Below are 24,404 nucleotides of genomic sequence, written 5' to 3' on the forward strand. Positions count from 1 at the left end.
GCCGCGGCGGTGCGCTGGTTGCATGCCGAGGGCATCGGCGTCGACTCCACGGTTTTCATCGGCGACTCCGCGGGCGGCTTCCTCGCCTTCGCTTTGGCGCTCGAAGCCCCCAAACGAGGCATCGCACGCCCGATCGGTGTGATCGGGCTGTCGGCCTGGCTGGATCTGGCGCACGAGGTGAAGCTGGCCCATCGCAATGCGCGCAGTGATGTATTCCTGCCCGCCGGTCGGTTCGCCCAGATAGCCCTACTCATGGCCGGTGACGCCCAGGGCGTGATCGATCCGCTCCGCTCGCCGGTCAATGGCGAATTGGCGCAGCTCCCCCCGGCCTTGTTGATCTGTGCCGAGGACGAGGTGTTGCGGGCCGATGCCGAGGTCATGAGCGAGCGGCTGCTCGCCGCGGGCGTCGAACACCGGCTGCAGGTGTGGCAGGGCCAGGTGCACGCGTTTCCGGTGCTGGGCAATCTGCTCCCGGAGAGTCGCGCCGCGATCGAGGAGATCGCGGAATTCATTCGGACGCTGGAGCGCCCATCGCGCGCGACCGGATGAGTGCGAACTCAGACGTGGTCGGCCAGGGCCCGCGGCTACCGAGGTGAAACGGGCGTTCAGCCCGTCGTCGCGCCGACACCCAGCACCACGAGCACTACGACGAGTATCAGCAGAAACGCGGCCACGGCGACGAGTGCGCCGACAATCATTCCCCGTAACGGGTCCGACGTTGTTCGCTCCACCGATGACGGGACGGGAACGGGAAGGTCCTGGGTGAGCTGGTCGAGCTCACCCAGGGTCCGGGCCCGGGAGGCGACCGCCGCCCGGGCGGAGAACTCCTCCGCGGACAGCGTGCCGGCGGCGAGCTGAGTCTGCAGCAGTCCGATGACGCGCTCCCGATCAACATTCGCGGCGCGGGTCGACGGTCCGATGGCCATCATTACCTCCCAGATGGTCAGGTTCGGTCCGTCCCTAGTTCCCGAAGCCCGCGAGGGCGCTGGCCAGATCCGGGACCTCCAGAACATCGATCGCCTGCTGACGCACCTCGGGACAGGTGCGGCTGGTGGCGTCGTCGACGATCGACTGGTCCCGAAGCACCTCGTCGTTGAGCCCGTCATTGCGGGCCGCCCAGTTGTGGACCGTGCCATTGAAACTGACCTTGGCCAGGGCGGAACCCTGGTCGCGCCAGTTGGCGATTTCGGGGGAGATCATGTCGCACAGCTGCTGCGCGGCCGCCGGTGTCACCTTGTCCTCGTCATCCTCCGCACCGCGGGTGGTGGTCGTGGTGGTGCCGGCGGTCGTCTCCAGCACAGTGGTCGTGGTCGTCTCTGTGGTGTCGGAGTCGTCGTCGCCACAGGCCACCAGCATCGCGCCCGCCGCGATCAACCCGGCGGCCATCGTCGAACGCAGGATCTTGTTCTGGAACTTGGGCATTGCTCCTCCTCATGGTTGGGAACCTTTACGGCAGCCTTACCCTGGCTCCGCCGTTTGATGCGGCCAGCACGCAGGTTTTGTATCGACCCACCGGATATCGCCGGTGTCCCCGGCGACTGTTCTTGATCTTGTGCCGAATAAACAGCAGACTCGGAGGTTGTTCGACTCTTCAGCTCGGCAGCTGACCGGCTTCACCCGATTCCTGCGAGGAGAACACCGTGTCCGTGTATTTGTATCGCTGGGGAAAGCTCGCCTTCCGGCGCAAATGGATCGTTCTGCCCGTGTGGCTGGTCCTTTTTCTGGTGCTGGGCGGCCTCGGTGCGCAGCTGCAGAAGCCGATGAGCAATTCCTTCGATATCCCGAATCTGCCATCGGAACGCGCCACCGAGATCCTGGACAAACACTTCCCCGGCATGTCGGCGGGATTCCAGTTCGACGCTGTCACCGGCACGTATGTCATCGGTGCGCCGCCAGGGCAGCGGTTGACCGATCCGGCGAACAGGGCGGCTGTCGAAGCCCTGATCACCGGGCTCGCTGCCCTCGATATCGTCGATCACGGCACGCCGCTGACCGATCCGATTACCGCTGCCGAGGAGATGGGCTGTCTGACCGGGGATCGGCAGTCGCCCGAGTTCGCCTCCAAGTGCAGCTCGGCCCCGCTGAACGTACTGAACCCGACCGAACCGGATTCGGTTGCGGTACTGAATGTTCCGTTCACTATCAAGGAATTCACCGACGTCACCGCCGATGATCGCAAGGCCGCCTACGATGTCGCGGATGCGGCGCGGGCCGCCGGGCTCACCGTGGAATTGAGCGGCTCCATCGCGATGGAGCAGGAGCAGCCCAGCGGTAAATCCGAGATGATCGGTATGGGCTTCGCATTCCTCGTCATGATCATCGCGTTCGGCGCGATCGTCGCCGCCTTCGTTCCGATCATTACCGCACTCGTCGGTCTGGGTGCGGCCATGTCGCTGATCTTCCTCGGTACCTCGGTACTCGAGGTACCGAGCTTCACCACCTTCCTCGCCTCGATGATCGGAATCGCGCTGTCCATCGATTACGCGCTGTTCATCGTGTCGAGGTACAAACACGAACTGGCGGTACAGGATTCGGCGGAGGAGGCGGCAGGTACCGCGCTCGCCACGGCCGGTGCGGCGGTGGTCTTCGCCGGTCTGACGGTAATCATCGCCCTGGTCGGCTTGAGTATCGTCGGTATCCGATTCCTCACCTTCATGGGTCTGGGTGGCGCGATAGCCGCCGCGTTCGCGGTCATTACCGCCATCACCCTGATGCCCGCGCTACTCGGTGCGTTCGGACGGTTCCTGTTCAAGCCGAAGCTGCCGCTGATCGCCCAGCACGATCCGGAGGACGACACCGCGGTCACCAACGGTATGCGTGTCGGCCGTCTGATCGGTAAGGCCCCGGCACTGACCCTGATACTGAGCGTGATCGTGCTCGGCCTGCTGGCCGCACCCGCCATCAATATGAACCTCGGTCTGCCCGGCGAGGACAGCATGCCCAAGACCTCCACCGTCCGAAAGGCGTATGAGCTGCGCACGGAGGGCTTCGGCGCGGGCAGCAATGGCGTACTGAATGTCGCGGTCGATCTCAGCGGTGTCGCGCCGGACCGCCGCGATGCCGCCGTCACCGCCCTGCGCGACGAGCTGTCGGGCTACCCGGATATGGATTATGTGACCGAGCCGGAGTTCAGTGCGGATCAGCAGGGCGCCATCCTCGACGGCGTTCCGAAGACCGGCCCGAATGATCAGGCGACCAAGGATCTGGTGCGCGACGCCCGTAATGCGGAGGGCGAACTGAAGACCCAGTACGGCATGGAATACGGCATTACCGGCACGACGGCGATCTACGCCGATGTCGACCACGCTCTACTCAGCAAGATCGTCCCCTACCTGGCGATCGTCGCCTGCGCGGCATTCCTATTGCTGATCGCGGTATTCCGCTCGGTGCTGGTACCACTCACCGCGGCCCTCGGGTTCCTACTGTCGATGGCCGCCACCTTCGGTGCGACCGTGCTGATATTCCAGGAAGGCAAGCTGGGTCTGATAGACGAACCCCGGCCCATCGTCAGCTTCCTGCCAATCATGTTGATCGGCTTGGTATTCGGCTTGGCCATGGATTATCAGGTATTCCTGGTGACCCGTATGCGCGAGGAATATGTGCACGGTAAATCACCCAGGAATGCCATGATCTTCGGCTACCACCACGGTGCCCGCGTCGTCACCTCGGCCGCGATCATCATGATCTTCGTCTTCGGATCCTTCCTGATGGAGTCCGACGCGACCGCGAAATCCATGGGCTTCGCGCTGGCCGCCGGTGTGCTGTTCGACGCCTTCCTCGTCCGCATGGTGCTGATCCCGTCCCTGCTGGTGCTGATGGGTGAATCGGCCTGGTGGATGCCGAAGTGGCTGGACAAGATCGTGCCGGATATCGATGTCGAGGGCGCGAAACTGCATGCGCTGCGGAAGAAGTCGGAGAAACCGCCGATGACACCGGTCCGCTGAGTCCGATCGACGCGGCAATTCCGTGCCACCGAACGGATTCGAGCCCGCCACGGGTTCGAATCCGCTCGCTGACCGGTGCCGCCGAATCACCGCTGCCGACTCCTATACCGTAGGTAGTCGTGGACACGCGCCCGGCGTATCAGGAATTCTCCGCGTATGGACCATCGCACTGGACGGCTCTCGCCGTCTTCGTGGTGGGCGCGATACTGTTCGTCCGGATCGGTCGCAGACACCGAAACACAGCCGCGGCAATAGGATTCAGCCAGATCTTCGGCATCGTGACCCTGGCCCTGTACCTGGTGATCTACGCCGTCGCCATGCTGCCCCCAGCCATCGATCGCTCGGTCCCCTTGCGCCTGACCGATCTCGCGACCCTGGTCGCCGCCTACGCCCTCTGGTCACGACGCCCCTGGGCATACGCGCTGACCTACTACTGGTGCCTGACCCTGAGCACCCAGGCACTCATATCACCGGCCTTCGAGAGCAAGGACTTCCCGCACCCCGAATTCCTGGCCTTCTGGGCGATCCACCTGGCCGTGGTCTGGGCGGCGATCTACCTGACCTGGGGCCTCGGCATGCACCCGGACTGGCGCGGCTATCGAATCACCGTGGCGGTCACCGCCGCCTGGGCCGTGGTGACCTTCACCTTCAACACCCTCGCCGACACCAACTACGGCTTCGTCAACGCCAAGCCCAACACCCCGTCCCTTCTCGACGCTCTCGGCCCCTGGCCCTGGTATCTCGGCACGGTCACCCTCATCCTGCTCACCGTGTGGGCGCTGATGACCTGGCCCTGGGTGCGAGCGGCAGGTTGACGCGAAGAATCAACTGCCGGTGGGTATATCGGCCTTCGCGGGCGGCTGATTCGTGGGACGGCGCGAGCGCAGCAGCCGAGCGATGAGCGGCCACACCGGGATCGCGGCGATCACGAGGGGTGAGATCGGGCAGCGGAGGTCGGACCGCTGCCGCGAGAACTTGCCCCAACCTCACTACGAGCCGAATGTGTTCGCATTCCCACCATTCGGCTCCGACGGGGGATTACGCGAGCGCGCCAACCGCGTAAATGCCTGGCGGAGCTGAATGATCCGGACTCCCCCGGCCACAGCCATGACCAGTAGCCCCGCCACCGCGGCGACCAGGATCGCGACGCCGACCGGCAGTTCGAAATGCCAGCCCAGGAACCCCAGCCGCACACTGGTGGTGTTCTGGACGACGAATATCAAAAGCGCTACCAGGAATACGCCGCCGACCGACAGACTCACCCAGACACTGCCCGCTCTGGTCCGGTCGATGTGGGGAGACGGTGGCGGTGCTTCGACCGGCGGTCGCGGAGGTTCAGCCGGAGGTGCGGGCGGTTGGACCGGACGTTGCGGCTCGACCGGAGCTCGTGGCTCGACCGGAACGCGGCTCGGGTCGTCGCCGTCGAATGGTTCGTTGTTGCCCGCGGACTTCACGATGGCCTCCTCGGATCTACGACGCTGTATGCGTCCAGTGTCACGCACTCTGGAACCGACTAGCTCGGATTCGAGTGCGCACCATTGGAGTTGCCCATCGAACGCCCCACAAATCACGGTTTGATAACGCCCGAATTGGGGTACTCCCCCACCATGGCAGTGATCAATGAACGACCTGTCCTCATCGTCGGCGTCGAGCGCGGAACCGCGATACTGGCACTGTCGATCTGCCTTGTTCTGACGATCGGGATCTCCGCCCTCACGCAGTCCATCGCCATCAGCACCGCCGCGGGTTTCAGCATCGCGGCCGGGCTCGTACTGGCACTCTTCCTGCTGCCACGCGGGCAGTAGCCGGGCGCGCCCGCCCCGACAGCTCGGGGACAGGCGCGGGACCGGTTCAGTTATTGCTGGGGAAGCCGAGGTTGACCTGAGTTTCCGAGGGGTCGGGCCAGCGGGTGGTGACCACCTTGCTGCGGGTGTAGAAGTGGATGCTCTCCGGGCCGTAGATGTGGGTGTCGCCGAACAGCGATCTCTTCCACCCGCCGAAAGAGTAGGCGCCCACGGGAACCGGGATGGGCACATTGACGCCGACCATACCGACCTCGATATCGAATTCGAATTCCCGCGCCGACTTGCCGTCTCGGGTGAAGATGGCGACACCATTGCCGTACTGGTTGGCATTGACCAGATCGACGGCTTCGGCATACGTATCCACCCGGACCACCGAGAGGACCGGTCCGAAGATCTCATCATCGTAGACCTTCATCCCGGGCCGGACATGGTCGATCAGGCTGACGCCGATGAAGAATCCATCGCTGTCGAACTCCTTGTCCCGGCCGTCGACCACGACGCTCGCACCCTCGTCGGCCGCACCGGCCACATACGCCGCGACACGGTCACGTGCCTCCCGGGTAATGAGCGGACCCATTTCCGCGGCCGGATCGGTACCCGCGCCAATGCGCAGCACCGAGATCCGTTCGCTGACCTTGCCGATCAGCTCATCGGCGATATCGCCGACCGTCACCAGTACCGACACCGCCATACACCGCTCCCCCGCGGAACCGTATGCGGCGGAAACCGCCGCGTCGGCGGCGGCATCGAGATCGGCATCGGGCATGACCACCATATGGTTCTTGGCACCGCCGAGAGCCTGCACCCGCTTGCCGTTATCGCTCGCGCGCCGGTAGACGGCTTCCGCGATGGGGGTCGAACCGACGAAACTCACGGCGGCGACATCGGTGTCGTCGATGAGCGCGTCAACGGCCTCCTTATCGCCGTGCACGACATTGAGCACGCCATCGGGAAGCCCTGCCGCGGTGAATAGTTCGGCCAGGAAGACGGCGGTGGAGGGATCCTTCTCACTGGGTTTGAGAATGACGGTATTGCCGCAGGCGATGGCCGAGGAGACCATCCACAGCGGCACCATCGCCGGGAAGTTGAAGGGGGTTATGCAGGTGACCACGCCGACCGGCTGTTTGACCTGGTGGACGTCGATTCCACGGGAAACCTGTTCGGAATAGTCACCTTTGAGCAGGTGCGTCAGCCCGGCGACGAATTCGACGTTCTCCAGTCCGCGGGCGATCTCGCCCGCCGCATCATCGAGAACCTTGCCGTGTTCGGCGGTAATGATGCGAGCCAATTCGTCACGGCGCTCGGTCAGCAGGTGGCGCAGCCGGAAGAAGATATCGGATCGGCGGGTGAGACTTGTCGCGCGCCAACCCGGTAGCGCGTTCCTGGCGACCCGGACGGCATCGGCGACCTCGGCGGCGGAGGCGAGTACGACCTCGCCGGTCACCGCGCCCGTCGCCGGATCGTAGACCGGCGCGGTGCGCTCCGCGGTATCGATCAGCTTGCCGTCGATGTAGTGGGGAATGCGAGTCATGTTCTACGCCTTTCGAATTCGTTCAGCCGACGGCGGGATCGATATGTTTGATGATCAGCGAGCAGTCGCGACCACCGAGGCCGGAGTCGACGAGCTCCTGGAGCTGGGCCGCGACGATCGCGGCGGTGGGCAGCGGGGTATCGGTCGATTCGCCCGCCCGCAGTGCCAGACCGATGTCCTTATTGGCCAGGTCCGCCGTGAAGGTGGGCGCGAAATCATGGTTGGCGGCGGAGGTTTCGACAATGCCGGGGACCGGATACCAGGTACGCAGCGCCCAGGAGTCGGCCGAAGACACCGATGCGACATTCCAGAATACGGTCGGATCCAGTCCGAGCCGTTCGGCGAGCACCGCACCTTCGGCGCAGGCCGCGAGATTGATCAGCAGCATCATATTGTTGCAGATCTTGGCGGCCTGACCCGAGGTGGCCGCACCGGTCCGAATGATATTGCCGCTCATCGGATCGATGAACACCGCGGCTGCCTCGACGGCATCCGGCTCACCACCGAGCATGAAGGTGAGCGTGCCCGCGGCCGCACCGCTGATGCCACCCGAGACGGGGGCGTCGACGAACCGGAATCCTCGCGCGCGGGCGGTATCGTGCAGCAGCTTCGCCGAATCGATATCGATGGTCGAACTGTCCACCAGCAGCGTCGACGGATCGGCGTGGGCGAAGACACCGTCGTCACCCTCGTATACCGCGCGGGCGTGATCACCCTTGGGCAGCATGGTGAAGACCGCGTCCACCCCCCGCACGGCGTCGGCGATCGACCCGAAAGGCTTGACGCCCTTGGCCGCGGCCGCATCGAGAGCGGTCCGATCGAGATCGAAGCCGTGGACGGTATGTCCGCCCCCGATCAGATTCGCCGTCATCGGATTGCCCATATGCCCGAGCCCGATCCACGCGATTGTCGCCATCGCACGCTCCATCCTGATTCGCTGATGCTGTGATGCGAGCCACGCTATGGACAGAGCAAACGAATATCAACGCAGTTGACAGCCCAGTTTTGCAGGAAGGTGCTGCAAATTTGCAGGCGATGTGGTGGAGTGCGTTCCATGTCGGCACCACACCCACTCACCGCTAGGCAACCCAGTCCCGATGATCTGCTGGTCCTGCTCGCGGTCGCCCGCCTCGGGAAGTTCTCCGCCGCCGCCGAAGCGCTCGGCGTGAATTCCACGACCGCGTCCCGACGGATCGCGGCACTCGAAAAGGTCATGGGCGGACGGGTATTGGTGCGGGAGTCCGGCGACTGGGAACTGACCGAACTGGGGCGCGGGGCACTGGTGGTCGCCGAGGAGATAGAACGGTCGCTCCAGCACCTCGCCACCCCATTGCAGACGCGCCGGGACGGCGTGGCCGGACTGGTGCGAATCGCGGCCTCCGACGCCTTCGCCGCACATGTCGCGGTACCGGCGTTGGCCCGCCTGCAGGAGAACTATCCACGGCTGTCGATAGAGCTGATCAGCGCGACCCGGCGGGTGCGGCAGAACCGCTCCGGTGTCGATCTGGAGATCGTCGTCGGCCGTCCCGACGTGCATCGCGCCGTCGCACGCCACCTCACCGACTACCACCTGGGCCTGTACGCGAGCGATAGCTACCTCGCCAGCCACGGCCATCCGGCCGACCTCACCGCGCTGGCCGAGCACCGGCTGATCTATTACATCGAATCCTCCTTGCAGATCGACGAACTGGATCTGGCGGCCAAACAATTGCCGGCGTCGCCCATCGGACTGCGATCCACCAGCGTCTTCGCCCATGTCGAAGCCACCGCCGCGGCCGCCGGAATCGGAATACTGCCGGTATATCTGGCCGACCGGCGTCCGGAACTGCGTCGCATCCTGGCCGTCGAATTCGACCATCGGATCTCCTACTGGACCGTGGCGCGGGAAGAAGCCTTGCGCGGCAATACCGTTCGCGCGGTGCTCGACGCCCTGCGCGCGGAGGTTCGCGCCCGAGCCAGCGAATTGCGGGGCGGCTGCGGCTGATTCGCACCGACTGCATTTGTGCAGGTACTACCTGCGTTTCTCGATATTGCCCGCTCTCGGCCGCCGCACGAATACTGCAAAAGCGAATCAGCAATGTGCTGTGGCTCACAGCAGCGGTGCGGCACCGCGCGGGACCAAGAGGAGACAGCGATGAGCGTCGGCGAAATTCCAAGGGACGCGGCCCCCGCGGAACCCAGTGGATTGAAGAAGGTGGTCGCGGCCTCGATGGCGGGCACCGTCGTGGAATGGTACGAATTCTTCCTGTACGGCACCGCCGCCACGCTGGTGTTCAGCAAGGTGTTCTTCCCGAACTCCGATAATCCCCTGGACGGGGTGATCGCCGCCTTCGTCACCTACGCCGTCGGATTCATTGCCCGTCCCCTGGGCGGCATTGTGTTCGGCCACTTCGGCGATAAGCACGGGCGCAAGAATCTGCTGCAATTCAGCCTGCTCCTGGTGGGTGTCTCCACCTTCCTGATGGGATGTCTGCCCACCTTCCCGCAGATCGGCTATCTGGCCCCCGCCCTGCTGGTGTTCCTGCGATTCGTCCAGGGCTTCGCCGTCGGCGGTGAATGGGGTGGCGCGGTGCTGCTCGTCGCCGAGCACAGCTCCCCCGCCAAACGCGGTTTCTGGACGAGCTGGCCGCAGGCGGGCGTCCCCGCGGGCAATCTACTGGCGACGCTCGTACTGCTCGCCCTCACCACGACCCTGTCCGAAGCCGCCTTCCTGAGCTGGGGCTGGCGCGTGGCGTTCTGGCTGTCCGCGGTGATCGTGCTGGTCGGGTACTACATTCGCACCAAGGTGTCGGACGCGCCGATTTTCATTGCGGCACAGGAGGAAGCCGAGCAGGTCAAGGCGCAATCATTCGGTGTGATGGAGGTGTTCCGGCGCTACCCGCGCGGTGTATTCACCGCCATGGGGCTGCGTTTCGCCGAGAATGTCATGTACTACCTGGTCGTCACCTTCTCGATCACCTACCTCAAAATCGTCGTCGACGCCGATACCAGCGACATTCTGTGGTGGATGCTCGCCGCGCACGCCGTGCACTTCTGCGTGGTACCCCTGGTCGGGCGCGCCACCGATACCGTCGGGCGCCGGCCGGTCTACCTGCTCGGTGCCGTACTCACCGCCACCTGGGGCTTCTTCGCCTTCCCCATGATGGACACCGGTCGGCCCGCGATCATTATGTGCGCCATCATTATCGGGCTTCTGTTCCACGCCCTCATGTACGCCGGACAGCCCGCCATCATGTCCGAGATGTTCCCCACCCGCATGCGGTATTCCGGGGTATCCCTCGGCTATCAGGTGACCGCGATCGTCGCCGGATCCATGGCCCCGATCATCGCGACGAAGCTGCTCGACCGCTTCGACTCCACAGTGCCCATCGCTTTCTACCTGCTGGGCGCCGCGCTGATCACCATTGTCGCCGTCCTCTGCGCCCGGGAAACGAAGGGCATCACCCTCGAATCGATAGACGCGGCCGACAGAGCGCGCCTGCGCGAGGAGTCCACCCGGGCCGCGCTCCAGCGGTCGGCGCTGTAGCGGTTGGTCGACCGACGCCGCGTCTCCTTGTCGTCGCTCTCCGCACCGTCGCGAGCCTCAGCATCGTGGCCGGGCTCGTAGTGGCACTCTTCCTGCTGCCACGGGGACAGCAGCGCCGCGGCGGACGCGCCTTTGCGCACAACGGCGTTCAGATCGAGGCTGGGTCCGATGTCACGGTCCGGAGTCCTATTCTGCCGCGGGTGATCGCCCAGATGAGAACTGCCGCACCGCCCATCACTACGACGTCGACCCACTGGTACACCGGATCTATAGCGGCGGCTTGGAGGCCGTAGCTGACGTTGGTCACCGTATGGGCCACGATCACCACCACGGTATTGCCGTGGGTCGAGTTATAGAGCCAGCCGAGCACAATGGCGTAGCCGGTCGTGGAGACGACGTACATCGCGTAGTTCGAGTCGTACTGGGCCACACCGGGGTTCCACCACAGCGGCAGATGCCACAGCGACCACACCAGGCCGAGCAGGACGTTTGCCGCCCAAGGGGGAAGGGTTGCCTGCAACCGGGGCAGCGCGAATGCGCGCCAACCCAGTTCTTCGTCGATACCGCCGCCCAGTGTGAAGGTCAGCACGAACATCGGCAGCAGGGCGAGAACGGCTTTCATGGCCCCCTCGCCATCCCACCGAGCTCCCAGTGCCAGATGCAGCGGCACCGTGCCGAGCACCATTACCGTCATACCGACCGTCGCGAGTCCGTAGAACCGCCACGGTGCCCGCCATCGAAAGGCGTTGCGCAGAAACGCCCTTATACCCTCGCCACCCAGTGCGGTGCTCGCGCAGATCAGCGCCGCCACGGCCGGGCCGAGCCCTCCCACGATCAACAGCGCCATCGGCGGTACGTCGACGGTGAGGATGCCGCGTTCGATCAGACCCGCGGGAATCCACCAGGCCCAGGTGAATGCGAAGGTCAATATGACGAACAGCGCTACCCGACGCAGTTGCGGTGCGCGCCACCGTGCTCGGTGCGGTGCCATTGGTAGCTCCCGTTCCACGACTGGTCGATTCGCGTGCTCATGGCGTTCGGTCACGATCCCAGGAGGGTCGCGATGCGCCGGCTACCCGGCGAGTCAGGCGGCGGGCGACGTACCGGGCATCTCGACCGACTCCGTGCACGGTGGCCGAGAGGATCGTGCGCTGGTATTCGAGACCTACGAATCCCAGTCCGCGGTGAGTGCGCGATAGACCGAACCGCTGGTGAGGCGCGCCGTGTGCGTCCAACGCACCCAACGGCTCGAGGTAGTCCAGGGCGGGTCGGTACCCGGTGGCGAGGATAACAGCGTCGACGTGTTCACGCTCCCCGGATGCCCAGTCCAGCGAACTTCCACTCGCACCGACGAAGAGGTCTCGGTGGTTGGGTCGTCCGGACTCGATCGCGTCGCGGTGGCCGCCGATATCGAGCACCGGGACCGTCCCGTGGTCGACCAGCGGACCGAACGGTAGTCGCGCCGCCGCGGCCAAGACCGTCCAGAGCCGCGACTCGGCCGGCACCGGCTGATTGGTGGCGTAGCGGACCACCGACCGACTGGTCAGGGTCACTTCGGCGTGCTCGGCCAGTTCCACGGCGATCTGCACGGCAGAGTTGCCAGCACCCACTACGACCACCCGTTTACCGATAAACGGTGTGGGACAACGGTATTCGCTGGCATGCAGCACTCGACCGGTGTATCCGACCAATCCGGGCAGCTTCGGACGATAGGGGTTGGTGAAGCTTCCCGTGCACGCCACGACCGCCGCCCCGGTGAACTCCCCACCCTGATGGGTACGGACGCGATACTCGCCCGCTTCGTATGCCACCGCGCTGACCCGCGCGCCGGTATGGATCGCACAATCCAGTTCGGCGGCGGCAGCGCGCAGATAGTCCGCCATTTCCGTGCCGCTCGGATACCGGTTCGGATCGCCGGGAAACTTCCGCCCGGCTATGGTGTTGAAATGCGATGGGGTGAATAGCCGTAAACTGTCGTAATAGTGCGGCCACGACCCCGCCGCATCCGCACCGGACTCGAGTAGCACCGGCTGCCAGCCACTGGCCGACAGCGCACCGGCGGCGGCAATTCCGGATTGTCCTGCCCCGACTACGATCACCGATTTCATGGACACCATAATGGGCTCGATATCAGATCTCCGCAAACGAATATTCGCTCCCGCGCTACTCGATCACACCGGTTATCCGCATCCGGGCATTCCGATATTGCTACCGGTCGCGATCGGCAAACATATCCCGGACGATCCGGTGTCGAGCACACGAATGTCCTGGCCCACGGGAGCGCGGGAGTCAGCGGCCTCCGCTGCAAGCATCGGAATTCCCGTAGTAGACGAAGCCGTGACATCGACCTGCGCGACCGCCGTGCCGGAGGCGAAACCTATCCCGGCGGCAAAGGCGCCGAGGGCGATGGATATGCGAATCGATGCGCTTCCAGGTGATTTCATCATGTTTCGAGCCTATTCGGTTCGTTCATACCATGCATGCCCCTAATTGTTTCGGCCTATCAGGTCATACGGGCGAGAAAGGCAGCGACATCTGTCGCAATCCGATCGGGAAACTCGCCATTGATCGCGTGCGAAGCATCGTCATAGATAAGAACAGTCGCATTGCTTAGACTGCGCCGTGCATGGTCGGCAGCTGCCGCACTGTCGTGCATTACCGACTTACCCGCCATAATCACCAGGAACGGCATGGCGAGGCCGCGCAGTTCCGCACCATCGAAAGTCGACGGGGTGGGCAGGGCGAGCGCGTAATGCCGCATACCGGCTTCGATCATGTCCGCGACCGGAACCCGCTCGACCGGGGCGCCACCGGCGACCCAACTGTTGAAGCTGTCCCGAAAACTCCTGGGAACCCATCTGATCGAGGCCGGTATGGAGCGAATGATCGCCTGCGCCGACATCGATGCGAAGGTCATCACCGGGTCGAGCGCGATCACACCCGCGATCTTGTCCGGTTGCTGGATGGCGAGATTGGTCGCGGTCCACCCGCCGATGGACACTCCGGCCAGCACCACGCGCCGATCCGGGAGTTGCGCAATGGCCTGATGCAGCCATGCGGCCTGGTCGGCATCGTTCTCGATCGGTCTGCTCTGCACACTCGCGCCCGGCTCACCGAGCAGATCCACCAGATAGACGGTCCGCAGCGCCGAGAGCGAGGCCAGATTGTCGGCCCACATCGGAGCCGCCGCCGCACGTCCGGGTAGCAGGAGCAATGCGGGTGCGGTGGGATTCGCGCCGTCGAACCGGTACACCCGCACAACTCCGTAGTCGGTGCGCAGATCCAGCGTGGCGCTCGGTGCGGGCAACTCCGCCATCGCCCGGTCGTAGGCGGCGAAGAATTGATCATTGCCCGCGGCGGAAGTGAAGTGACCTACCGGCGACGTGTCGCGCAGAGCCAACCACGCGATCGCCGCGGCTGCCAGGGTCACGGCGACGACACTGAGGACAGTCCGGCGGCGACGCCCACGCCGTGCGCCCGCGTCGCCCATGTCGGGCTTCGACATTTCCGACATCGTCGCTCCTATGGGGCGCTTACTGATTCACGGCTGCGACTGCCCAGGACCCTCTGCAACAGGCCACTGCCAAAATAACACATCAGTGTCTCATTTTTCCGGTGAGAATGTCGACCCGGTGCGTGATGTTACGGTCCCGGCATGGGCAGGCGGGATCGAGAACCCACTATCGAGGCAGCGACCAGCGGCGTTCGCGCACGCACCCGCGCCGCCATACTCGAAGCGGCCCTGACGATCTGGGCCCGCAACTACGCCGCCTCGCTGACCGAGATCGCCGATCACGCGAATGTCAGCCGCAGCACTCTGCACAGATACTTCCCGGAGCGACAGGACCTGATCGACGGAGTCCTGATCGAATCGCTGGCAGTACTCGACGCCGTCGCCGCCAAAGCCGCGAACAACACCACCACCGCCCTGGACCAACTGACCTCGCTGCTCCGCTCCTTCGTCGAAGTAGGCGACCGCCTGATATTCCTCTACGCCGACCCGGACCGTTTCGCGGGCAATCCACACTGGCGCCCGGTAGGCAACCAATCACTGCGCACCCTCGCCGCCGCCGCCCAAGCCGAAGGCGCCCTGGATCCCGCGCTCCCCCCGGCATGGATCGAGGCGGTATTCAACGCGCACATCTACGTCGCCGCCGAAGCCGCCCAATCCGGCGAGGACCCCGTCCACGTCATAGCCGACCGCGCCGTCCGCACCCTCCTACGTGGCGTCGCCCCAGCAGGAGACCCGAACCCGGCTGACGCATAGGACAATCGAACCCCTCCCCGACCTCCCTGATCGACGAGTATTCCGGATCGGCCCTTGGGCAACCGATCCACCCGCTCCCCCGACCGCTCACCGGGAATGTGCGGCGCGCGTCAGTATCTCGTCGACGGACCACTGATCGTCGGCGTGGGTGCCGTACTTTCGGTCCACTACGCGGCCGTCGGCGGCGAGGAGGAAATCCGCTGGCTGGCCGAAGTGGTCCTCGCCCAAGCCCAGCGCGCCGCTGACCGATCGCTGCCGCGCCACCCCACGTGCCGCCGCCAGCCACGCGCGCGGATGCGCGACGGCCTTCGGCGTGGATTCGACACCGAACTCCGAGTACAGGATTCGGTCCGGGTCGGCGATGACAGCGAACGGCAGATCGGCTTGGTATCGCCGCAGCTCTTCCGCCGCGGAGTGGAATACCACGACCTCGTCGATCCCCGCCGCCTGAATCTCCCCGTGCCGCCGCACGATGGACCGCAAATGCAGGTGGCAGATCGGGCACCCGGCGAAGCGGCGGAACTGCAAGTGCGTCAACCGGTTCGGCGACGGCACCGATACCGCCGTGCCGTCGATGGTGGTCAGGGCACGGGCGGGGACGAAGTCGTCGATATCGAGTTGGGACATGACCTCAGCGAACCACAACACAGCGCCCACCACGACGATGGTGTCATCGCAGTGACAGTCGGCCCGCAGGAATCGACCGCCACTGCGCGCAGTGAGATTTGGGACACGTCGGAGCCTCCGGGGTTGCAACCCTACCCGTACCGGAGGGTAGGGTTCTCATCGCCGAGCGTTAGCTGAGGTTCGTCACCAGGCAGCGTGGCCGGTGATATCCAGCATGGTCGCCCGCGTCGTCGGCCGCTCGCATCCACGACTTTTCCGCTTATACCTCGCGCTGCCCCGGGGCGGCCGGCGCGCCCGCGACCGATGAATGGAGTTTGCCGATGGGGACAGCTGTGCCCACCCAGCGAGATACCGAGGGGTCGGTCCTTTCTGCCCTGCGGAGCCCCAAACTGCTCAGAACCGAGGTGCTGGCCGGTCTGGTCGTCGCGCTGGCGCTGATTCCCGAGGCCATCTCGTTCTCCATCATTGCCGGTGTCGATCCGCGCGTCGGATTGTTCGCCTCGTTCACCATGGCCGTCACCATCTCGATCGTGGGTGGCCGCCGGGCCATGATTTCCGCGGCCACCGGCGCGATCGCGCTGGTCATCGCGCCGGTCGTGCGGGACCACGGCCTCGACTACCTGATCGCGACCGTACTCCTGGCCGGAGTACTCCAGATCGTGCTGAGCGTGCTCGGCGTGGCCAAGCTGATGCGGTTCATTCCGCGCAGCGTCATGGTCGGCTTCGTCAACGCCCTGGCCATTCTGATCTTCCTGGCGCAGGTGCCACATCTACTCGGCGTGCCGTGGCTGGTGTACCCGATGGTCGCGGTCGGTCTAGCGCTCCTGGTCTTCCTCCCGAAACTCACCACCGCGATCCCGGCGCCGCTGGTGGCAATCGTCGTACTGACCACCGCGACAGTGGTTTTCGCCCTGAATGTGCCCAATGTCGGCGATGAGGGCGAACTGCCGTCGAGCCTGCCGTCGCTGCTCATTCCGAATGTGCCGTTCAACCTCGACACCCTGGCGATCATCGCCCCCTACGCCTTGGCCATGGCGCTGGTCGGCCTGCTCGAATCGCTGATGACCGCCAAACTGGTCGACGACATCACCGACAGCCACTCCGACAAGACCCGCGAAGGCTGGGGCCAAGGCGTCGCCAACGTGGTCACCGGCTTCTTCGGCGGCATGGGCGGTTGCGCCATGATCGGCCAGACCATGATCAATGTGAAGACCTCCGGCGCACGCACCCGCATCTCGACCTTCCTCGCCGGTGTCTTCCTGCTCATCCTGGTCGTCGGCCTGGGCGACGTGGTCGCGCTGATCCCGATGGCGGCCCTGGTCGCGGTCATGATCATGGTGTCGGTCGGCACCATGGACTGGCACTCCATCTCCCCGAAAACCTTGCGCCGCATGCCGATCGCCGAAACCACGGTCATGCTGGTCACCGTCGCGGTCACCGTCGCCACCCACAACCTCGCCTACGGCGTCATCGCGGGCGTGCTCACCGCCATGATCGCCTTCGCCCACCGCGTCGCCCACTTCACCGAGGTCATCAAGGTCCACGAGGCCGATACCGACCGCGACGGCGATATCGACACCCGCGTGTACAAGGTGCGCGGCGAGTTGTTCTTCGCCTCCAGCAATGACCTGGTCTACCAGTTCGACTATGTCGACGACCCACACAATGTGATCATCGATATGTCCGAGGCCCATATCTGGGACGCTTCCACGGTGGCCGCTTTGGACGCGATTACCACCAAGTACGAGTCCAAGGGCAAGAACGTGGAAATCATCGGACTGAACGAAGCCTCCGAGCAGCGTCACCAGCGGCTCAGCGGGCATCTTTCCGGAGCCCACTGAGATGTCGACCGAACCCACCCACGCCCATCTGCAGATCGGTCAGGTCGCCGAGCGCACCGAACTGTCGATCAAGACAATTCGGCACTACGACGAGGTCGGCCTGGTACGGCCCTCGGCACGGAGCGCGGGTGGGTTCCGCCTCTACACCGAGGCCGATATCGCTCGCCTGCTGGTGATACGGCGCATGAAGCCGCTCGGATTCACGCTGGAACAGATGCGGGAATTATTGGCGGCACTCGACACTGTCGACGATGCGAGCGCGGACTCCGCGCGCTTCGCGGAGGCGACCGGTGTCCTGCGCGAATGCCGGGCCAGCGCGCAGGAGCGCTGCGAGACATTGCGCCGCCAACTGGCCTATGCCGAGGAGTTCACCGAACTACTGGCCACCTCGAGCGCCGTCCTCGTGGAGCGTAAATCGCGTTGAGCCCGAGACGTATTCGACGGGGCCGGCAGTCGGGCGGCACGGAACCAGGGACAACTCATCCGATAGTCGGGCCGCGGCCCACTCCGCTGACCTGGCCGGTCGGCTGCGCCGGTGCTCTGTGTGGGTGCTGGAACGAGTCCGTTCCGGCTCATTCCAGCGCGCGAACGTTCTTCCGCTACTTTGTCCCCCACCGACTGACCACGAACAACCTCGCGCTGCGCCACCACGGCAACGCACTGTCACCGGCCGCGCAGGAACGCCTCGACGAGCCCCACCGGCACTCGACCCACGCAGCAGAGAGCAGGTGTGGGATGTGGTGCGCACCTTGACCGCAGCGGTACGACGGTGCCGCTGACCACGCAGTACCTCGAGGATTCCATCGCGCGGGGGGGCTGCGGATGCGGCTGCGCACGCCGGACCGGCGCGCCGATGCGGAGCGTGTTCTCACCGAGGCGCTCGCCATGCCGGGACGCGGACGACCAGGCGTCGCTGTCGGCCCGGTTGAGCGATACCCTACCCCGACCTGGCCGCGCACATCCGCCACCATCTCGACCGTCCGAGCAAGGGCGATGAGTTCGCATTCGGGTTGACGCTGATCCTCGACAGCCGGAAACGGATGCGCGACGCCTCCGGAAGCTCACACATCCATCGAGCGGATCAATGCCCAAGGGGAGTAATACCGGCTCCGCTCACCGGAAACGTCCAGCGCGCGCCAGTATCTCGTCGACAGACCACTGATCATCGGCGTGCGTACCGTACTTGCGGTCCACGATTCGACCATCCGGGGCGAGGAGGAAATCCGCAGGCCGCCCGAAATGGTCCTCACCCCGCCCCAGTGCACCGCTGACCGACCGCTGCCGCACCACTCCACGTGCCGCCGCCAGCCACGCCCGCGGATGCGCGACCGCCGTCGGCGTGGATTCGACACCGAACTCCATGTACAGGATTCGGTCCGGGTCGGCGATGACGGCGAACGGCAGATCGGCTTGGTATCGCCGAAGCTCCTCCGCCGCGGAATGGAATACGACGACCTCATCGATCCCCGCACCCTGGATCTCCTCGTGCCGCCGCACGATCGAGCGCAGGTGCAGATGGCAGATCGGACATCCGGCGAAGCGACGGAACTGTAAGTGCGTCAACCGGTTCGACGACGGGACCGACACCGCCGTGCCGTCGATGGTGGTCAGGGCACGGGCGGGGACGACGTCACCGGTATCGAATTGGGCCATAACCTCAGCGAACCACAGCCCACCGCCGAGCACGCCGACAGTGTCATTCCGCTGACAGTCGGTCACGTTGAGCCGCAGCCCTGCGGCGGGCGCGGTACCAGCCGAATGCGGTTGCGGCCAGGACCAGCACGACCAGGACAACCAGGATCGGACCGGCGCCGAGGGCGTCGACGCGGTCGGCGATCCCCTGCTGGAGTTTGCTCGCCGCGTCGATGATCGGATCGTGTGCGTCGCCGTCGGCGAAGTACAGTCGCAGCTCGTAGATTCCGTAGTAGCCGACGTAGAGGCCCGTCAGTATCAGCAGCGCTCCGGCGGTTCTGGTGAAATACGGCAGCACTTTTCGTACACCGGCGGTTACTGCGGTACCGGCCAGGGCGACCGCGACGGCGAGTACGCCGACCAGGAGCGCCATCCCGGCACCGTAGGCCAGATACGCGGCGATTCCGCCGACGACCGATCCACTGCGGAAGGTGGTTCCGGTGACAGCGAGAAATGGGCCGATCGTGCACGAGAGCGACGCGATGGCATAGGCGACGCCGTAGCCGAACATGGATGCCAGCCGGGCGGTGGGTGCGCCGCGAGCCAATTTCGGTAGCAGTACGGTGATTTCGCGGCCGGCCAGCATCCAGCCACCGACCGCCAGCAGGACAAGACCGACGATTACGGTCACCGCGGGCAGATAGCGCAGCACGGACGTGGTGAGCGGGGCGATGACGAGCCCGAAGGTTCCGAAGACCACGACGAATCCGGCCGCCATCACCGCGGTGGCGGCGAGTGCGCGCCCTACCGCCGTCAGTCGGCCCGGGGCGGTCCCCTCCCCCGCCACCACCAGCATGAGATAGCCCGGCAGCAGCGCGAATCCGCACGGGTTCAGCGCCGCGACCAGTCCGGCCGCCAGCGCGAACCCCAGTGTCTGAGCGGTCATGACCGCCGCTCAGCCGAGCGCTTTGAGCTGCGCGTCCAGCTCCGATTCGCTGATCGCGCCACGCACCACATCGATATCGGAGTACTTGCTGATGAACGCGAACGCCGGTTGCGCGGTGATCCCGAACCGCTGCCACACCGCGCCGTCGGTATCGGCGATGGTCGTGAAGTTCAGACCGTATTTGTCGGTGAAGTCCCGCATGGCCGATACCTCGTCCTGGGCCGCGACGCCGACGAAGGTGACTTCCGGGTGGGCGAGCGCCGCGGCGGCGATCCCCGGCGCTTCGCGCTGACAGGTCGGGCACCACGGCGTCCAAAACCACAGCACGGCCCGCTCGCCCGCCAGGGTCTCGCCCGAGAATTCCTTGCCATCAATGGTTTTCGCGGTGAACCGCAGTTCCTCCGGTACCGGTGCGGCCGTCGTCGCGGCGGTCGCCGGGACGGCGGAGGACGAGGTCGAGGCCGCCGTATCGGTGCTCTGGTCGGACCCGCCGCACCCGGCGGCGGCAACCACGGTGGCGGCGAGCAGGGGTATCAGTTTCCAGCCGAATGTCACGTGTGGGACCTTCCGATTCGTGAATTGAGTGCGGAACCATCATCCAACCCGCCCGATGCCGATGCCGGGTCCGACATTGTCAGCGAGCCGACAATCGATCCTCAGCCATCCTCCCGCGCTGTGCTGTTTCGAGGTCACGGTCTTCGAGGGGCGCGGCGGGAAGGCAACCACAGAGGCAGCCGAATCGCGGCAGATCACCGAGTAATCAACGATGATCGGGCGCGCCGCCCGGTCGCTACCGTGGTTTCTCGGCGACCATGAGCGTGTAGCCCAGGCTGCCGTCGGCGACCGCCTGGCGGGCCGCGTTCAGGTAGCGGGCCGCGAGTGCCCGATCCAGCCCGTTGGCGCGGAGGGTATCGGGAGCGGTGATGCGCAGCAGCTTGATCCGGGCTTCGATGTGGTCGAGCATCGCGGTCACCGCGTGGTCGTGGTTACGCACGGTGCTGACCCGCAGTCCGGCCGTGGTGAGCAGTCCGATATAGCCGTCGGCGGGCCGGGCATCGGCGATGCAGGAGATGTAGGCGGTGAGGTCGGTCAGCTCGGGCGGCAGCCCGGACTCCGCGATGATGACATCGGTGAGGCCGATGCGACCACCCGGGCGGAGTACCCGCGCGAATTCGGCTGCGGCGCTCTGCTTGTCCGGAAAAAGGCACAGCGCGCATTCGCAGATAACGACGTCGAAGGTGTCGGCGGGGAACGGCAGGGCGTCGCTGTCGCCTTCATGGAATCGGACTCGATCCGCCAGACCCGCCGTGGCGGCATCGGCGCGGGCACGGGCGAGAACGGCTGGAGCGAGATCGATTCCGTCGACTGATACGTCGTATTCGGTGGCGAGCAGCCGCGCGGTGGCCCCGGGCCCGCACGCGACGTCGAGTACGCGCCCACCCGGCCGCAGGGTGAGCTGATCCGCCAACTGACGGGTCAGTCCGAATCCACCCGGGTGGTACGACTCCCCCAGCAGCAGCGACACCACATCGCCCGAATACGCTTGGACGCAACAGGCTTTGAGCTCGGAATCCGCTGGCCGTGGCATCCCGACGGGATGGGTGGACATGGTGGTCACTGTCCCTTCGGCGGCACGGCGCGCCTTCCGACATTGGTGGAGTCCGGCGCCAGTGGGCCGGGCTGTGCCGTACCGCTGCGGGCAATCATGGAACCATGTGGTGAGCGGGTGAGCAGCGGTTGCAGTTCGGCCGCGTTGGGTACGAGATCCGGCGTAACGACACCGGTCATTTCGGCACGGACCTGCTCGCGGTACCCGACGCTGTTGTAGGCGCAGAAGGGAATGAGCCGCCCGTCCGGGGTGATCTCCTCCACGCAGCACTTCATGAGCTGCTTCACATTCAATGTGTAGGGGTCCTGGAAGTCCTGGATCACGATCATGAATGCCCGGTCGGCCAGTTCGCGGGCCGCTGCGGGCAGGTCGATACCGCAACCACCCGGCCCGCACACAATGGATTCCGCCGCTGCAACCAACTTCTCGTCCGTGGTCGGTGTTCCGACGGATGCCGAAGCGCTCCACAGCTTTTCCAGTGCTTCGCGGATGGCGTAGTCGGGCACGACGCGATTGGTCACGTAGTCGAGGTAGTCCTCCACGGCCACCAGGCGCGGCAGCGGGACGACGGTGTGGTCGAATTCGCCGGGTGTGCCGTCGGTGATCAGGTAGGTGATCGACCGGCAGGTCGGGAAGCAGCACGGCACCGGAAAAAAGTCCTGAGGCACAAACCATTCCGGCAACTGCTCGACAATCGCATCGACGACATCCGGGTTGGTCAGCCGCTGCAGCGGATCGAACTCCAGATGTCGGCCGGAGTGCGTGACGGGTTGGAAGGCGATCGCCCGCACCGCGGGATGGGCGAGGCCGTAACGGATGATCGCCCCCACCTCGTGCTCATTGACTCCCCGTTCGATCGCCGCGGCCAGGGTCACCGTCAGACCCGCCGCCGCACAATTGTCCAGTGCGCGTTGCTTGATCACCCGAAGATCGCGACCGCGGATCTTGCGGTGCGTCTCCTCCTCGAGTCCGTCGAACTGCAGATAGAGATTGACCACTTTGCCATTGCGGCCATTGCGCTCGGCCAAAGCCTCGACGAAGTTGCGGTCCGAGGCCAGCCGAATTCCATTGGTATTGATGGTGACCGTGCGAATCGGGCTGGCCTGCGCCATATCGACGAAGTCGAGAATGCGCTTGTGGATAGTCGGTTCGCCACCGGAGAACATCACCACCTCGGGTTCGCCCTCGGCGGCGACGAACGCGTCGATCATGACCTGGCACTGCTCAGCGGTGATCGAATACCCGTCCGGCTGATGACCGGAGTCGGCGAAACAGATCGGGCAATCCAGGTTGCAGCCGGTATTGACCTCGATCAGACCCAGACACGCGTGTTGCTTGTGGTCCGGGCACAGCCCGCAGTCCGACGGGCAGCCGTCACGAATCTCGGTCTGGAACCTCAGCGGCAGCGTGCCCGGTTTGTTGAACTTGGCCAGATCCAGGTACGCCTGCGCGTCGCTGTAGACCAGCGCTTCGAACCAGCCGTGTTCGCGGCAACGTTTGCCCAGGTACACCTTGTTGTCGCGAATATTGACCTGGGCGTCCACCACCACTTTGCACACCGGGCAGATGCTCTTGGTGTATTCGACGAACACCTCGTCTCGATCCGTCCGCTTCGTCGACTGTTCGCGTTCGGATCCAGGGGCGGTAGCCGGTACCGCCGAGCGCCCCACGACCGCCTCATCGAACTCGTTCACACAGCCTCCTGGTTTGTGAAGCCACCGACCGGCTCCGATGACTCCACCCCAGCCATCCGGACGCGGACTGTCATGGGAACTGTTGCTCGCCTGACAATGTTCACTCCGATCCTGTCATTGCGATGACAATCTGGCGGTGCGCCGCGTCGAAAGACGATTGACTGGCCGAAACGACGACTGGAAGAGGTGCTCCGCATGATGCGTGCAATATGGAACGGGACAGTGATCGCCGAAACGCCCAGGACTGTGCGGGTCGAGGGCAATCACTACTTCCCGCCGGAGTCATTGCGCCGGGAGTACTTCACTGCCAGCCCGACTCGGACGCTGTGCCCGTGGAAGGGCCTGGCCAGCTACTACAACCTGACGGTGGACGATCAGGTGAGCCCGGACGCGGCCTGGTATTACCCGAAACCGAGCCCCCTGGCGCGCAAGATCAAGAACCACGTCGCGTTCTGGGGCGACGTCCGCGTCGAAGGCGAACCCGAGACCTCCCGGCCGACTTCAGCAGCCGCCGGTGAGCGCCCCGGATGGCTGGCGCGACTGACGGGGCGAGGTGTCCGACCGTGAACGACACGCCACCTCCGGTGAGCACGGCGCCACGCCCGAGGGTGTCCGATCGGCTGCCGTCCTGGCGTATCGGCATTACCTCCGGCCTGGTCGGCATCCTGTGCTGCGTCGGCCCCACCGTACTCGCGATACTCGGAATCGTCAGCGGTGCAACAGCATTGGCGTGGGCCAACAATCTGTACGACAACTACGCGTGGTGGTTCCGCCTCGGCGGCCTGACCGTACTCGTAGCGCTGGTGTGGTGGTCACTGCGGCGTCGCGATCAGTGCAGCATCGATGGGGTGCGCAAACTGAAATGGCGACTGCTGACCGTGGCGGGCATCGCGGTGGGTACCTATGTGGTGCTCTATGCGGTCACCACCTGGCTGGGAACGTTCGCCTGAGACCGTTCTGACGCCGACCGTGTCATCGAACT

25 protein-coding genes are annotated in these 24,404 nt (G+C 65.1%); 11 read left to right on the forward strand and 14 right to left on the reverse strand.

The window, feature by feature from the left end:
• Positions 1 to 549, forward strand: a 549-nt coding sequence (locus NU1_RS17270) for an alpha/beta hydrolase (protein WP_157552432.1), incomplete at its 5' end; no start/stop codon positions are given.
• Between the two features lie 56 nt (positions 550 to 605).
• On the opposite strand, the gene NU1_RS17275 is transcribed toward NU1_RS17270, so the two are convergent.
• Positions 606 to 926 carry a DUF1707 SHOCT-like domain-containing protein gene (locus NU1_RS17275; RefSeq protein ID WP_067522734.1) on the reverse strand — a complete coding sequence of 107 codons (321 nt, stop codon included), beginning with the start codon at positions 924 to 926 and terminating at the stop codon, positions 606 to 608.
• A 34-nt stretch (positions 927 to 960) separates the two neighbouring features.
• Complete coding sequence (locus NU1_RS17280) at positions 961 to 1,422, reverse strand: hypothetical protein (protein ID WP_067522672.1); 462 nt, start codon at positions 1,420 to 1,422, stop codon at positions 961 to 963.
• A 218-nt stretch (positions 1,423 to 1,640) separates the two neighbouring features.
• On the opposite strand from NU1_RS17280, the gene NU1_RS17285 reads away from it, so the two are divergent.
• Both NU1_RS17285 and NU1_RS17290 read left to right on the forward strand, forming a co-directional pair.
• Positions 1,641 to 3,944: an MMPL family transporter gene (locus NU1_RS17285; protein ID WP_067522674.1), complete on the forward strand. Its 2,304-nt coding sequence runs from the start codon at positions 1,641 to 1,643 to the stop codon at positions 3,942 to 3,944.
• Between the two features lie 119 nt (positions 3,945 to 4,063).
• Positions 4,064 to 4,759, forward strand: coding sequence for a YwaF family protein (locus NU1_RS17290; RefSeq protein ID WP_067522676.1), 696 nt, complete (start codon positions 4,064 to 4,066; stop codon positions 4,757 to 4,759).
• A gap of 174 nt (positions 4,760 to 4,933) precedes the next feature.
• On the opposite strand, the gene NU1_RS43300 is transcribed toward NU1_RS17290, so the two are convergent.
• Positions 4,934 to 5,206: a LapA family protein gene (locus NU1_RS43300; RefSeq protein WP_212761540.1), complete on the reverse strand. Its 273-nt coding sequence runs from the start codon at positions 5,204 to 5,206 to the stop codon at positions 4,934 to 4,936.
• 345 nt (positions 5,207 to 5,551) lie between these two features.
• Here NU1_RS43300 and NU1_RS17300 point away from each other — a divergent pair, with 345 nt between their 5' ends.
• Entirely contained in the window at positions 5,552 to 5,749 is a 198-nt protein-coding gene (locus tag NU1_RS17300; RefSeq protein ID WP_084521526.1) for a hypothetical protein, read from the forward strand.
• 46 nt (positions 5,750 to 5,795) lie between these two features.
• On the opposite strand, the gene NU1_RS17305 is transcribed toward NU1_RS17300, so the two are convergent.
• On the reverse strand, positions 5,796 to 7,280 hold the full coding sequence (locus tag NU1_RS17305; RefSeq protein WP_067522681.1) for a CoA-acylating methylmalonate-semialdehyde dehydrogenase: 1,485 nt from the start codon (positions 7,278 to 7,280) through the stop codon (positions 5,796 to 5,798).
• A 22-nt stretch (positions 7,281 to 7,302) separates the two neighbouring features.
• A complete protein-coding gene (mmsB, locus tag NU1_RS17310; RefSeq protein ID WP_067522736.1) occupies positions 7,303 to 8,196 on the reverse strand; it encodes a 3-hydroxyisobutyrate dehydrogenase in 894 nt (297 codons plus the stop codon).
• A 138-nt stretch (positions 8,197 to 8,334) separates the two neighbouring features.
• Between mmsB and NU1_RS17315 the strand changes: the two genes are divergently transcribed.
• Positions 8,335 to 9,264: a LysR family transcriptional regulator gene (locus NU1_RS17315; RefSeq protein ID WP_067522683.1), complete on the forward strand. Its 930-nt coding sequence runs from the start codon at positions 8,335 to 8,337 to the stop codon at positions 9,262 to 9,264.
• Positions 9,265 to 9,414: 150 nt separating this feature from the next.
• On the forward strand, positions 9,415 to 10,806 hold the full coding sequence (locus tag NU1_RS17320) for an MFS transporter (protein WP_067522684.1): 1,392 nt from the start codon (positions 9,415 to 9,417) through the stop codon (positions 10,804 to 10,806).
• 148 nt (positions 10,807 to 10,954) lie between these two features.
• On the opposite strand, the gene NU1_RS17325 is transcribed toward NU1_RS17320, so the two are convergent.
• The 3 genes from NU1_RS17325 to NU1_RS17340 form a co-directional block, all read right to left on the reverse strand.
• Positions 10,955 to 11,797, reverse strand: a complete 843-nt coding sequence (locus tag NU1_RS17325) for a CPBP family intramembrane glutamic endopeptidase (RefSeq protein ID WP_067522686.1) — start codon at positions 11,795 to 11,797, stop codon at positions 10,955 to 10,957.
• A 37-nt stretch (positions 11,798 to 11,834) separates the two neighbouring features.
• The gene (locus tag NU1_RS17330; protein WP_067522738.1) at positions 11,835 to 12,914 is read right to left on the reverse strand and encodes a flavin-containing monooxygenase; all 1,080 of its coding nucleotides are present in this window, start codon (positions 12,912 to 12,914) and stop codon (positions 11,835 to 11,837) included.
• Between the two features lie 395 nt (positions 12,915 to 13,309).
• Positions 13,310 to 14,311, reverse strand: a complete 1,002-nt coding sequence (locus NU1_RS17340; protein ID WP_245720170.1) for an alpha/beta fold hydrolase — start codon at positions 14,309 to 14,311, stop codon at positions 13,310 to 13,312.
• 150 nt (positions 14,312 to 14,461) lie between these two features.
• Here NU1_RS17340 and NU1_RS17345 point away from each other — a divergent pair, with 150 nt between their 5' ends.
• Positions 14,462 to 15,073, forward strand: coding sequence for a TetR/AcrR family transcriptional regulator (locus tag NU1_RS17345; protein WP_067522689.1), 612 nt, complete (start codon positions 14,462 to 14,464; stop codon positions 15,071 to 15,073).
• 87 nt (positions 15,074 to 15,160) lie between these two features.
• On the opposite strand, the gene NU1_RS17350 is transcribed toward NU1_RS17345, so the two are convergent.
• Positions 15,161 to 15,700, reverse strand: coding sequence for a peroxiredoxin-like family protein (locus NU1_RS17350; RefSeq protein WP_067522741.1), 540 nt, complete (start codon positions 15,698 to 15,700; stop codon positions 15,161 to 15,163).
• A gap of 320 nt (positions 15,701 to 16,020) precedes the next feature.
• Between NU1_RS17350 and NU1_RS17355 the strand changes: the two genes are divergently transcribed.
• Positions 16,021 to 17,541 carry a SulP family inorganic anion transporter gene (locus tag NU1_RS17355; RefSeq protein WP_067522691.1) on the forward strand — a complete coding sequence of 507 codons (1,521 nt, stop codon included), beginning with the start codon at positions 16,021 to 16,023 and terminating at the stop codon, positions 17,539 to 17,541.
• A 1-nt stretch (position 17,542) separates the two neighbouring features.
• Entirely contained in the window at positions 17,543 to 17,965 is a 423-nt protein-coding gene (locus tag NU1_RS17360) for a MerR family transcriptional regulator (protein WP_067522693.1), read from the forward strand.
• A gap of 689 nt (positions 17,966 to 18,654) precedes the next feature.
• On the opposite strand, the gene NU1_RS17365 is transcribed toward NU1_RS17360, so the two are convergent.
• From NU1_RS17365 to NU1_RS43310, 5 genes are all read right to left on the reverse strand, one after another.
• A complete protein-coding gene (locus NU1_RS17365) occupies positions 18,655 to 19,194 on the reverse strand; it encodes a peroxiredoxin-like family protein (RefSeq protein WP_067522743.1) in 540 nt (179 codons plus the stop codon).
• 43 nt (positions 19,195 to 19,237) lie between these two features.
• Entirely contained in the window at positions 19,238 to 20,119 is an 882-nt protein-coding gene (locus NU1_RS17370) for a cytochrome c biogenesis CcdA family protein (RefSeq protein ID WP_067522695.1), read from the reverse strand.
• A gap of 9 nt (positions 20,120 to 20,128) precedes the next feature.
• Positions 20,129 to 20,653: a redoxin domain-containing protein gene (locus NU1_RS17375; protein WP_371859801.1), complete on the reverse strand. Its 525-nt coding sequence runs from the start codon at positions 20,651 to 20,653 to the stop codon at positions 20,129 to 20,131.
• Positions 20,654 to 20,909: 256 nt separating this feature from the next.
• On the reverse strand, positions 20,910 to 21,728 hold the full coding sequence (locus tag NU1_RS43305) for a class I SAM-dependent methyltransferase (protein ID WP_245720171.1): 819 nt from the start codon (positions 21,726 to 21,728) through the stop codon (positions 20,910 to 20,912).
• A 5-nt stretch (positions 21,729 to 21,733) separates the two neighbouring features.
• Positions 21,734 to 23,422 (reverse strand): radical SAM protein, encoded by a 1,689-nt coding sequence (locus NU1_RS43310; RefSeq protein ID WP_245720172.1) that lies wholly within the window; start codon positions 23,420 to 23,422, stop codon positions 21,734 to 21,736.
• 186 nt (positions 23,423 to 23,608) lie between these two features.
• Here NU1_RS43310 and NU1_RS17390 point away from each other — a divergent pair, with 186 nt between their 5' ends.
• On the forward strand, positions 23,609 to 23,989 hold the full coding sequence (locus NU1_RS17390; RefSeq protein ID WP_503826549.1) for a DUF427 domain-containing protein: 381 nt from the start codon (positions 23,609 to 23,611) through the stop codon (positions 23,987 to 23,989).
• Entirely contained in the window at positions 23,986 to 24,372 is a 387-nt protein-coding gene (locus NU1_RS17395) for a hypothetical protein (RefSeq protein ID WP_067522698.1), read from the forward strand. Before NU1_RS17390 ends, NU1_RS17395 begins: the two co-directional genes overlap by 4 nt.
• Positions 24,373 to 24,404 lie beyond the last annotated feature (32 nt).

The organism is Nocardia uniformis NBRC 13702, from assembly GCF_001613345.1.
Lineage (GTDB): Bacteria > Actinomycetota > Actinomycetes > Mycobacteriales > Mycobacteriaceae > Nocardia > Nocardia uniformis.

Bases quoted from the DNA above. Each gene is read 5' to 3' on its own strand.
- NU1_RS17320 (WP_067522684.1), top strand. From the start codon at position 9,415: ATGAGCGTCGGCGAAATTCCAAGGGACGCGGCCCCCGCGGAACCCAGT.
- NU1_RS17300 (WP_084521526.1), top strand. From the start codon at position 5,552: ATGGCAGTGATCAATGAACGACCTGTCCTCATCGTCGGCGTCGAGCGC.
- NU1_RS17345 (WP_067522689.1), top strand. From the start codon at position 14,462: ATGGGCAGGCGGGATCGAGAACCCACTATCGAGGCAGCGACCAGCGGC.
- NU1_RS17315 (WP_067522683.1), top strand. From the start codon at position 8,335: ATGTCGGCACCACACCCACTCACCGCTAGGCAACCCAGTCCCGATGAT.
- NU1_RS17280 (WP_067522672.1), bottom strand. From the start codon at position 1,422: ATGCCCAAGTTCCAGAACAAGATCCTGCGTTCGACGATGGCCGCCGGG.
- NU1_RS43305 (WP_245720171.1), bottom strand. From the start codon at position 21,728: ATGTCCACCCATCCCGTCGGGATGCCACGGCCAGCGGATTCCGAGCTC.
- NU1_RS17340 (WP_245720170.1), bottom strand. From the start codon at position 14,311: ATGTCGAAGCCCGACATGGGCGACGCGGGCGCACGGCGTGGGCGTCGC.
- NU1_RS17325 (WP_067522686.1), bottom strand. From the start codon at position 11,797: ATGGCACCGCACCGAGCACGGTGGCGCGCACCGCAACTGCGTCGGGTA.
- NU1_RS17305 (WP_067522681.1), bottom strand. From the start codon at position 7,280: ATGACTCGCATTCCCCACTACATCGACGGCAAGCTGATCGATACCGCG.
- NU1_RS17275 (WP_067522734.1), bottom strand. From the start codon at position 926: ATGGCCATCGGACCGTCGACCCGCGCCGCGAATGTTGATCGGGAGCGC.
- NU1_RS17360 (WP_067522693.1), top strand. From the start codon at position 17,543: ATGTCGACCGAACCCACCCACGCCCATCTGCAGATCGGTCAGGTCGCC.
- NU1_RS17355 (WP_067522691.1), top strand. From the start codon at position 16,021: ATGGGGACAGCTGTGCCCACCCAGCGAGATACCGAGGGGTCGGTCCTT.
- NU1_RS17365 (WP_067522743.1), bottom strand. From the start codon at position 19,194: ATGGCCCAATTCGATACCGGTGACGTCGTCCCCGCCCGTGCCCTGACC.
- NU1_RS17370 (WP_067522695.1), bottom strand. From the start codon at position 20,119: ATGACCGCTCAGACACTGGGGTTCGCGCTGGCGGCCGGACTGGTCGCG.
- NU1_RS17330 (WP_067522738.1), bottom strand. From the start codon at position 12,914: ATGAAATCGGTGATCGTAGTCGGGGCAGGACAATCCGGAATTGCCGCC.
- mmsB (WP_067522736.1), bottom strand. From the start codon at position 8,196: ATGGCGACAATCGCGTGGATCGGGCTCGGGCATATGGGCAATCCGATG.
- NU1_RS17350 (WP_067522741.1), bottom strand. From the start codon at position 15,700: ATGTCCCAACTCGATATCGACGACTTCGTCCCCGCCCGTGCCCTGACC.